The 11,270-nt window shown below is 39.9% G+C and carries 5 protein-coding genes; all 5 read right to left on the reverse strand.

Features of this window, described 5'->3' with window-relative positions; translation table 11 throughout:
* Window positions 1-70: 70 nt before the first annotated feature.
* The 5 genes from AB6735_RS08905 to AB6735_RS08925 all read right to left on the reverse strand — a co-directional run bounded on the left by AB6735_RS08905 (window position 71) and on the right by AB6735_RS08925 (window position 11,212).
* Window positions 71-2,542 (reverse strand): ABC transporter permease, encoded by a 2,472-nt coding sequence (locus AB6735_RS08905; protein WP_370995579.1) that lies wholly within the window; start codon window positions 2,540-2,542, stop codon window positions 71-73.
* A 79-nt stretch (window positions 2,543-2,621) separates the two neighbouring features.
* On the reverse strand, window positions 2,622-5,045 hold the full coding sequence (locus AB6735_RS08910) for an FtsX-like permease family protein (protein ID WP_370995580.1): 2,424 nt from the start codon (window positions 5,043-5,045) through the stop codon (window positions 2,622-2,624).
* A 234-nt stretch (window positions 5,046-5,279) separates the two neighbouring features.
* Window positions 5,280-6,308: a DUF4097 family beta strand repeat-containing protein gene (locus tag AB6735_RS08915; protein ID WP_370995581.1), complete on the reverse strand. Its 1,029-nt coding sequence runs from the start codon at window positions 6,306-6,308 to the stop codon at window positions 5,280-5,282.
* Between the two features lie 108 nt (window positions 6,309-6,416).
* On the reverse strand, window positions 6,417-8,792 hold the full coding sequence (locus AB6735_RS08920) for an ABC transporter permease (protein WP_370995582.1): 2,376 nt from the start codon (window positions 8,790-8,792) through the stop codon (window positions 6,417-6,419).
* Window positions 8,793-8,812: 20 nt separating this feature from the next.
* Window positions 8,813-11,212: an FtsX-like permease family protein gene (locus AB6735_RS08925; protein ID WP_370995583.1), complete on the reverse strand. Its 2,400-nt coding sequence runs from the start codon at window positions 11,210-11,212 to the stop codon at window positions 8,813-8,815.
* Window positions 11,213-11,270: the final 58 nt, after the last annotated feature.

The raw sequence follows: 11,270 nt of genomic DNA on the forward strand, positions 1-11,270 counted from the left end.
AATGCCTTAAATGAGTAGTTAAATAGTGTTAAAATCTAAAATAATACTACTCCATATTGCGCAAACTACCTTATTCGCTGCGTAAACTTTTAACCGGATTGGCTATTGCTGCCTTAACCGTTTGGAAGCTCAGGGTACATAAAGCAGCCAGCAACATACCAGCGCCGCTCAAAATAAATATCCACCAGCTAATGGTTGTGCGGTCGGCAAAACCTTGCATCCATTTATGCATCGCGTACCAGGCCAGTGGAGTAACCAAAGCAAAAGCCAGTACAATAAGTAATACCAATTCGGTTGATAGCAAGGTAACTATCTGGGTAACTGATGCGCCAAGCACTTTGCGCACCCCTATTTCTTTGGTGCGTAAATTAGTCGTATACATAGCTAAACCAAGCAGCCCCAGGCAGCTGATGAATACAGACAATCCTGTAGCCCAGGTCAATAAGGTAGACGTATGTTGCTCCGCATCATAAAATTTAGCAATATTTTCATCAAAGAAATGATATTCAAAATCGTCGTCAGGATAAATTTCTTTCCATGCAGATTCCATTGCCGAAATGGCTTTTTTCCAATCATTACCACCCGCTGATTGTGGTTTTAATGCAATATGAAACGTGCCATTATTATAACGTTCTTTACTTGTTAAAATAGCCAATGGTCTAATCGGAGAATGTAAAGATTCATGATAAAAATCTGCTACCACACCAATGATCTCCATTCTGGTATCGCCGTTGAAATTATTTATTAGTTTTCCTACGGCATCTTTAGGATTTTTAAATCCAAATACCTTTGCACACGTAGTATTAATCAAAAATCCCCTGGAGGTATCTCCTAATCGTAGATTACGGCCGGCAAGTAGTTTGATCTTATATACATTAATGTAATTTTCATCGCCATATTTTTCCTCCAGGTTTATTTTGATTTCCTTTTTTCCATCTTTATAAGTAGCTTCTGTTGAGTGACTTGAGCTGGAAGATGGGGCATCCCTACCTATTGCTATCATCTCAACCAGTGGTATAGCTTTTAGCTTGTTCATAAATACCTGATTACGACTGGCAGTACGGTTTTTCCAGGGAGAATTGATCACTATAATAGCATCTTTTTTAAAACCCAGATCCTTATGAAGCGCGTAATATATTTGTTTACTGACCAACACTGTAGCCATTATGAAGAATTGGGCTATCACAAACTGTAAAACTGTTAATGATTTACGCAACACCGCGTTACGTGTTTTATTGCTATTGGCAGCTGTTTGGTTTTTAAGCACCAATGCAGGTTTATATGACGATAATAAAACAGCGGGGTAAAATCCGGATAAAACGCTTACCACTATTGTTAACAGGAACAGAAAAATTAGCAGATCGAGATGCCCTGATATGTCCACCTTAATACCCGCGGGAATAAAATCAGCAAACAGCTTTAATATAACAGGAGCCATAGCTACAGAAACAATTACGGCAATTAAGGTTATTAAAAATGTTTCGCTTAAAAACTGGATAATGAGTTGCACCCGGCTACTGCCCATTGTTTTGCGGATACCTATTTCCTTGGCTCTTTGTGTAGCCTGGGCTGTGGTTAAATTAACAAAGTTAATGCAACCCAATAATAGTAGAAATAAAGCAATCACCAGTAAACCATACAAGGTTGTTTTGTTAGCACTACGACTTGTACCCGTGTCAAAAGTTCCATAAATGCCGTTAAAGTGCAAATCACTTAATGGCTGTAGTGTGAAATTTCGGGTGTTGCCCTTATCTGATGGTTTAGGTGGATTATTTTTCTTTAATAACTCATTTAATTGTTTCTCGATGTGAGCAACAGTAATGTTAGGCGATAGTTTGATAAAAAGTTGAGAGGCGGATGTTGTCCCTCCCCAGTTTTCCGGCCTTATGTCATCAATAAGGGCCTTATTAGAATTTATAGAAGCACGAGATATAAAATCATGAAAAGTAAAATCGGTATTGCCTTTTAATGGTTCCACAATGCCAGTAACAGTTGTGGTTAAAGTATCGTAAGTAACCGTACGTCCCAGCATCTGATTATAAGAAAGCGCGGGAAAGTATTTTTTAGCCTGGTCTGTAGTTAATACAACCTGGTTAGGTTCGTTTAATGCGGTCTTGGCAGAGCCGGCCTTCCACTCATAATTAAGCAGGTTAAAATAATGACTATCAGCAAGAACTATATTGTCCTGGATCTTGAATTTAACCGGGATACCCGATTTTGCAGGAATGAACACATTTGGCTGATCGAGGGTAAAAAAGGGTGCTGAAATAGCTACCCCACTCACGGATTTCATGGCTTCTGGCAAGGCACCGGTAACACCCCTGTTATGAGCCTCCTCACCGGAGAATGTATAGTTAGAAACGATCCGGTATATCCTATCGCCGTTTGGAAAAGATTGATTAAAGGTGAAATCAAAATGTACGATCAAATAAATAACCAATGCGGAGCTTATTCCGATGGATAAGCCAATGATATTGATCAGCGTAAACAATTTGTGTTTGCTGAAATTGCGCAAAGCGATCTTGAAATAATTTTTGATCATGATGATATAAATTCTAAAATCTAAGTTCTAACTTCTAAACGGCCTAAGGCTTTAAGCTTTCCGCCTTTAGCTTCTCTTTTTATTCGCTGCGTAAACTCTTTACCGGGTTGGCCATGGCTGCTTTGATAGATTGAAAGCTGATAGTTACAAAGGCGATCACCAAAGCAACAACACCAGCCATTACAAATACCCACCATTGTATACTGATACGAAACGCGAAATCAAGCAGCCATTTACTCATAGCATACCAGGCTACCGGTAAAGCGATTACCGAAGCGATAATCACCAGCCTTAAAAAGTCTTTAGATAACTCGGTTACGATCTGCGGAATACTTGCTCCAAGAACCTTACGCACCCCGATCTCTTTAACCCGCTGACTAATAGTAAACGCAGATAAACCGAATAATCCCAAACATGCTATAAATATGGCAATGAAAGAAAATATGGTGAACAAGCTGCCTTGTTGTTGTTCGCTATCATATAGCTTTTGAAAACGCTCATCTAAAAAGGTATATTCAAATGGAGTTTCAGGTTGTAATTTTTGCCAGGCTTGCTGGATAACATTTATAGAAGAATTAATATTATTACCGGCAATTTTAATCGATAATCTGCCATAATTACCTTTCCCTGGCATACGGAATAACAAAGGGATAATGTTTTGATGTAAAGACTCAAAGTGAAAATCATTTACTACACCAATCACTTTGCCTTTTACGCCACCATAAGCCAGGTCTTTTCCTATTGCATTTTCAGGGGTTTTCCAACCTAATGCTTTTACGGCTGCAGTGTTGACTACGTAATTATTACTGTCGGTACCAAAGTTGCGCGCAAAATTACGCCCGGCGGCCATTTTCATGCCAAAAGTGGGTATAAAACCATAATCTGTATTTACATATTTAACATCCGCTTTAACTGGTTGCGACTTAGCTCCCTCAAAAACCGATATTCCCTGATCGTCCAGTAATCTCCCGGATGGAATTCGTGAGGAACGACCTATTTCTTTAACATAAGCGTTTTTCTGTACCTCGTTTTTAAATGCCTCAAATTGGCTGTCAGAAAACGGGTTACTCATGGTGATGATGTGTTCCTTATCAAAACCAAGTGACTTTTGTTGTATATACCTTAACTGCTGAAATACAATAGTAGTGGCAACTATTAACACAATAGATACAGAGAATTGCACTACCACCAAAACTTTACGGAATGAAACGCCACCAGAACCCACTTTTAATATCCCCTTTAAAACCTTAACCGGTTTAAATGATGACATAAATAATGCAGGATAAATTCCGCTGAGGATGCCCACAAAAAACGGAAGTATTAATATGCATAACAATAGCTTAGGATCATACAAACTTTTGATGCTCAAACCCAGATTTGACAAACCATTTATAGGCGGAATCAGCAACCAGGTAAGTACCAAAGCCAGTATCAGCGAAAAACAAGTGATAAGTACCGATTCGCTTAAAAACTGGGTAATTATCTCTTTGCGTTGAGCGCCTATAACTTTACGGATACCTATTTCACGTGCTCTTAAGGCTGACCGCGCGGTTGATAAGTTCATGTAATTGATACAAGCTATCAGCAGAATAAATAATGCTATGGCCGAAAATATATAAACCCGTTTAATATCACCATTAGTCTCGATTTCGGCATCCAGGTGTGAGTGCAGGTGTATATCCAATAATTTTTGAATATGTAACTTGCTGTTTTTTGACTCCTGGAAATTGCCCGGTTGCCCCGGAAAATGAACATATTTATCTAAAAAACCCGGAAACAATGATTCCATATGCTCCACATTATAATGAGCCGGTAAAAGCATATAGGTATAAAAATCATTATTACCCCAATTGGTATGTAATTGTTTATCGCCATAAAGTGTGCTATCCTTTAACGTAATAAAGGACAAGAGCATTTCGGGATGAAGATGCGAATTGGTTGGAAAAGGCTTATAAATACCGGTAACCTTAAAATTGAATTGATTACCCAGTCTGATCTCCTTATTCATCGGATCCTCATTACCAAAATACTTACGGGCCATATCTTCGGTCATCATCACCGTAAATGGATCAGAAAGAGCAGTCTTTGGGTCACCCTGAATGGTTTTTACTGTAAAAATGTCGACAAAATTCTCATCGGCAAAGTATGATCCAGGTTCGTTAATTAACTTGTCTTTATAACGCATGGACACGATACCGTTTCCTCGCAACCGTGTTATTTTCTTAATATCCGGAAATTCATTTTTTAGTAAGGGGCCAAACGGAGGAGCTATCGATCCCAAAAAAAGAGTTTGGGTACCATCTACAGTATTAAAGCTCCTGGTCACACGATATACATCATCGGCATTGGTATTAAAGGTGTCATAACTCTGTTCATTTACAATATAAACAAGGATAAGCATGCAGCAGGTTAAGCCGATAGTTAAACCAAAAATATTAATGAACGAGATAAATTTATGTCTTGTGATATTGCGTATAGTGCTGCGTAAATAATTCTTTAACATAACTGTAAATATTAAATTTTAAAACTGGTATTCCCCGCCCAATTACTTGCCGACAGGTGAAGCGTAAAACATGTACCAATTATATAAAGCATTAATAAACAATTAATTACATAAAAATCAATATCCTAACTGTTCGCAGGCGTAACAGTGGGTGTCCGGTTATGATACAGTAAAAAAGCAAATCGCCTGTCAGATTAATACTCTGGCAGGCGATTTTATACGGTTAATAACTAATTAGTTAACCGTCAGATTAACTCTGCCATTCCCCCGTACCTGTACCAATGGGCCACCACCATTCAATTTACCCTGTACTTTTTCTTTCTCTTTAGTCCCTTCAAAATTCCCGGTAAAATTGGGTTCTACCTTGTTACCCCGGAGATCCAGATCAACACCTTGCTTTGATGGCAGATCCAGATCAATATGTCCGGAGCTTACATCTATTTTAACATATTTGCCTACACTGTTAAACTGCGCGTGAAAACTACCCGCACTGGTGGATGCTTCAAGGGCACATGATAATTGGGTAAGGTTAATACTCCCCCCGCTTGTACTGGTTATCAGCTCCCCATTAATGCTGTTACCACGAATGCTGCCACCGCTTGTTGTAGCATCGATATTACCCTGAAGTCCTTCCAATTGCAATGAACCGCCTGATGTTTCTAACCTGATGTGTCCAATGCAATTAGCAGCGTTGATACTGCCACCGCTGGTGGCCAGATCAATATCCTGACCTGAATTACTTACGTGGATACTCCCCCCTGAGGTTCTGCCGTGAATAACGCCGGTCAGTCTGTCCATATGCAGGCTCCCGCCACTGGTTTGAAAGGTCTGTTTGCCGGTTAAATTATCAAGATGAATACTCCCTCCACTGGTACCCAGATCTGTAGTTACCTGTTTGGGAACAAAAACCTTGAATGATATATTCAAAGAGCTATTCCAATTAAAAAAGCCTTTGGTTTTGGGTTTTGCAACGGCATGTACTTCGCCATTATCTGCGGTAACTTCCAATACATAATCCGCTAAACGCTTTTTTATTTCATCACTGGAGATATTCCCATTTCCGTTATTACCGCTGATATAGACTTCAATACGCGGATTTTCACCACCGCCGCTAACAGCGATACTACCGCCTGATGTTCTCACAAACACTGATTTTACGGAAGAACCAGACAGCGACTTTGTCATGTAGGGGGTTTTGTTATCCTGCGCCAAAACAGTATAACCCTGGCAGGCAACTAATAGGAATAATAAATATTTGTTCATGATGTTAGGTTTATGTATAAGATGCCTTTATTGGTTTTTGGTTGCATACCAGCAAAAATATATACCTGTGAATAATTATCAGGTATACAACTCAAACACAATATACCCCTATTCGCTTCTTAAACTTTTTACCGGGTTTGTCAACGCGGCTTTTAAAGATTTAAAGCTGATTGTAAACAGGGCGATCAAAAAGGTTAAAATCGCGGCTAAACCAAATATCCACCAGTGCAATGTGGTACGGTAAGCAAAATTCTGCAGCCATTTATTCATACAATAGTATCCAATTGGCATAGCAATAATGGTGGCCAATAAAACAGGCTTCAACATATCTTTTGATAACAGCAGCAAAATATTGGTTACAGACGATCCAAGCACCTTGCGCACACCTATTTCTTTGGTACGTTTGGCCGCCGTAAATGAGGCCAAACCAAATAAACCCAGACAGGCAATAAATATGGCCAGCCCCGAGAATATACTCAACATGGTTTGCTGCCTGATGTCATTTCTGTAGGTGGTATTAAACTGCTGATCAAGAAATTTGTATTCAAATGGATAAACGGGCGCTGCTTTGGCATAGGTTTCTTTGATAAATGCCAGCGCCCCGGGTATATTACCCGGTTTTAATTTGATCGCCACTACCCTTCGGTCTTCACTCGGCGAGATCACCAACGCATCCATATTTTCTTTAAGCGACAAGAAGTTAAAATCCTCTACCACACCCACTATGGTACGCGGTTTATCATCGCGCCCATTGTTTTTTATCCATTTACCCAAAGCCTGCTGCGGCGTGTATCCCAGCTCTTTGGCGGCTGTGCGGTTAAGCAGTACGGCATTGGTAGTATCGGTAGCGAACTGTGCCGAAAAATCCCTGCCTGCAATGATCTTTAAACCCAGCGTTTTTACATATTCAAAATCGGCAAATTCTGTTCTTGATCTGAATACATCATGCTGACCTTCAGCCGTAAAAGTATGGGTGTCGAAAAATCCGCCCGGCTGTCCCGACATCAGGGATACCGATGCTACAAGGCCGGAGTTTTGAAGTTCATCTTTAAATTGGCGCCGGTGCTGGTAAATATCGCCATTATCAATATTTACAATTACCGTTTGTTCTTTATCATAGCCCAGTGATTTGCTTTTGATATAGCGCATCTGGTTCATGATAACAATGGTACCGATGATCAGTAAAACGGAAATACTAAACTGCAATACAACCAACGATTGCCTGAGCATTGTACCTCCTTTTCCCAATTTCAATTTGCCTTTTAATGCCTGGATAGGCGAAAATGCTGAAAGGAAAAATGCCGGATAGCTGCCTGCTAAAAAGCCAACAACCAATATTACCCCTATCAGGAACAGGTAAATAGGCGACTCGTTCCAGGCTATTGACAACTTGTAACCCAATAACTGGTTATACCAGGGCATCAGCATTAATAAGATACAAACTGAAAAGGCACAGGAAATTATTGCCAGCAAAAATGATTCGCCAATAAATTGGATAATTAAATGATTGCGTAAAGCGCCCATTACTTTTCGCATACCCACTTCTTTTGATCGTTCAACTGCCCGTATGGTAGCCAGGTTCATGAAATTGATACAGGCAATAAGCATAATGAGTACAGCGATTGATATAAAAATGAAAACCACTGTTTTATCGCCATGTTTTACACTGTCAAATGCCGAAGTTGGTTCAAAATAAACGTCTTTTAAAGAAGTAAGTTTTAAATCGAATTTGCTACCAAAACGCTGCATGTCCTTTCCCATATATTTATCCATAAACTGCGGGAAACGGCTCTCGAGTGCCGTTTTTGAACTATTGGGATTCAGCAAGATATAAACAAACAAACCGTTGTTAATCCAGGTGTTAAAACCATCATCCTTGACATAATTGGCAATAGGCAATACAATATCAAAATCAAGGTGCGAGTTTGATGGTGCGTCTTTAGCTATGCCGGTAACTTTCAATTGCAACGCTTTATCTACCCTGATCACCTTGCCCATGGCACTTTCAATACTACCAAAATATTTTTTGGCCGTGGTTTCGTTAAGCACTACACTATTTGGGTTTTCCAAAGCAGTGGCCGGGTCACCTTTTAAAAGCGGGAAGGAGAATAGTTTAAAAAAGCCGGCATCTGTAGCATAAACCTTCTGTTCATTAAATGCTTTTTCGCCAAATGAAACCAGGTTATTTTGTGGTCTTACACGTACGGCCATTTTGATATCCTGGGGATAATCATTCAATAAAGCCGGTCCGTAGGGCCCGGACAAATACGGCACCCGCGGTTTGGCAATATCATACCCCCGCATTACCCGGTAGATGTTTTTTTCCTGTTTATGGAAGCTATCTACACTAAATTCATTGGCAATATATAGAAATATCATCAGGCATACGGTAATGCCCATAGTTAACCCAAGGACATGGATAAGCGAAAATACCTTATTTTTATAAAGGTTCCGCCAGGCTATTTTGATGTAGTTCTTAAGCATAACATAATGATTTAATGATCTTACTCGTTCTTTAAGCTTTTAACCGGGTTTGCCAGGGCCGTTTTTATGGCATGTGAACTAATGGTTAGCAGTGCAAATCCAATGGCGGTAACACCGGCCAATACAAAAACCCACCATTGGATATTAATGCGATAGGCAAAATCCTGTAACCATTTGTTCATCAGGTACCAGGCTATAGGCGAGGCTATTAAAAATGATATTAATACAGGCCTTAAAAAATCTTTGGTTAATAACCTGGTAATTCCAGATACGCTTGCCCCAAGCACCTTGCGGATACCGATCTCTTTTGTCCGTTGCTCTGCGATAAAGGCTGCTAATCCAAATAACCCAAGGCATGCTACCAATATGGCCAGGAATGAAAACACAGTGGCTGTTTGGGCCGTGTGTTGTTCAGAAGCGTACAAACTTTGAATATGGCTGTCCAGAAATTCGTAATCAAAGCTTGAGTTAGGCATATCAGTTTTAAAACTAATCTGTAACTGCTGCATAAAACGCGGCAGGTCTTTAGTGTTATACCTGATAAGAAGCGTTGATAACGATTCCGGGGCTTTATTCATTTCATAATATATATAGCCTCCTATCTCGGTCTTAAGCGATTGATAATTGAAATCCTTCACTACACCGCTAACTATAGATTTGTCCAGCATCTCCGTGCCGATCTGTTTACCAACAGCGTCCTGAGGCGATTTGAAGCCGAGATATCTCATAACAGTTTCATTGATCAATACATAACAAGTGCTATCCCCGTCAGCCAGCCTTTGCGGGAGTGAATTGCCCGCAATCAGTTTTAACTGCATGGTTTTCACAATCGAACCATCGGTATGGCAGGTTTTTACAGGCATGCCCTCTTTGTCGGAGGCCAGTTTTCGAACACTTCTACCACTCTCTACATCGCCAGGAATAGATTGCACTGCCGAAAAGCTTTCAACAGCAGCCATGCTTCGCAACCCATTCATGAATGCTGTCATCTGCTGCTTATTCTGCGCTGATTTTATATTAACCGCGACAACACCATTAGGATTATAACCAAGGTCCCGATTTCTGACGTATCGGATCTGCTGAAGTATAACAATAACCGAGGTGATTAGAATAATAGATGATGCAAACTGAAATATCACCAACCCCCTGCGGATGAAATTGGCAAAAGAGTCTTTCAACTTCAGTTTATTCATTAACACCAGCGGTGAAATACGCGACAGAGAAAATGCAGGATAACTGCCGGCAACCAGTGTCACAAAAATCCAGGTCGAGATTAGACCTAACAAAATCACTGGCTCTAAAAATGCTGATGTACTCAGCTTAATACCGGTAATATTTTGAAATATTGGTTTTACAGTAAAAGCAAGCAAATAGCCTATAATAATAGCAATAAGCGAAAGCAGGGCAGTTTCAGTATAAAACAGCATCAACAAATTACTTTTATCGGCTCCTAAAACTTTATTAACACCTATCCCCTTAGCGCGTTTTTGCGAGCGTGCAGTAGCCAGGTTCATATAGTTGATACAAGCAATTATCAATACCAGCAGCGATAAGAACATCAACGCTTTTACGGTACTGATGCTACCTATTCTGCCAGAGTAACCTTCACGTATATCAGCCGAATAAAGATGAATATCAGTTAGCGGCTGGAATATAAAATTGGTAAAATATTTATTATCCTTGGCTACATTCTTATCAATAAGCCCGGTAGCAGATACTTGTACCTTGGTGACATTTGCACCGGGCTGCAGCAGGCAATAGGTTTCGTAACTGGCGTTGCTCCAGTATACATTCTTCCCCATCCATGAATCCATAATATTATAGATCATATCACAATCGATGGTACTGTTAGCCGGTAAATCGGCGTAAACACCAGAAACATGCAGCGTATCACGATTATTTACATAAATGATTTTTCCGAAGGCCGGCTCAGCTCCATATAACCTTTGTTTGGCTGATTGTGAAAGCACAATGGATTTTGGTTGGGAAAAAGCATTTTGTGCACTACCCTCAACAAACTTCATATCGAAAAGGTTAAAGACCGTCGAATCAGCCAGATATAAGCCTTTTTCGGCAAAATTTTTATCTCCTGTTTTCAGTGATACTGATGCGCCAAAATCATGTTTGATAAGGCGGGTCATGCTTCTAACCTGGGGAATGCTTTGAATAATGGCCGGACCGACGGAATTAGGTATCCCTGCCCAAACTTTGTAGTTATATTGAGCAGTCGTTTGCATATTCACTCTATAAATATTCTTAGAGTTTTTGTACATGCGGTCAAAACTTAGTTCGTAGGAAATGCAGGCAAATAGTGTAATACAAACGCATATACCGATTGCCAGTCCCACAATATTAAGGGAAGTGAATAGCTTATTGGCGATAAGGTTCCGCCAGGCTATTTTTATAAAGTTCTTGATCATAATGGTTTAAATTCTAAATACTAATTTTTAAACTCTAAATTGCATGGCACTTTTATTC

Origin of the sequence: Mucilaginibacter sp. RCC_168 (assembly GCF_041355315.1) — a bacterium.
Classification (GTDB): Bacteria; Bacteroidota; Bacteroidia; order Sphingobacteriales; family Sphingobacteriaceae; genus Mucilaginibacter.

Coding starts and splice junctions, on each gene's coding strand:
- AB6735_RS08920 (WP_370995582.1), bottom strand. CDS start 8,792: ATGCTTAAGAACTACATCAAAATAGCCTGGCGGAACCTTTATAAAAAT.
- AB6735_RS08910 (WP_370995580.1), bottom strand. CDS start 5,045: ATGTTAAAGAATTATTTACGCAGCACTATACGCAATATCACAAGACAT.
- AB6735_RS08915 (WP_370995581.1), bottom strand. CDS start 6,308: ATGAACAAATATTTATTATTCCTATTAGTTGCCTGCCAGGGTTATACT.
- AB6735_RS08905 (WP_370995579.1), bottom strand. CDS start 2,542: ATGATCAAAAATTATTTCAAGATCGCTTTGCGCAATTTCAGCAAACAC.
- AB6735_RS08925 (WP_370995583.1), bottom strand. CDS start 11,212: ATGATCAAGAACTTTATAAAAATAGCCTGGCGGAACCTTATCGCCAAT.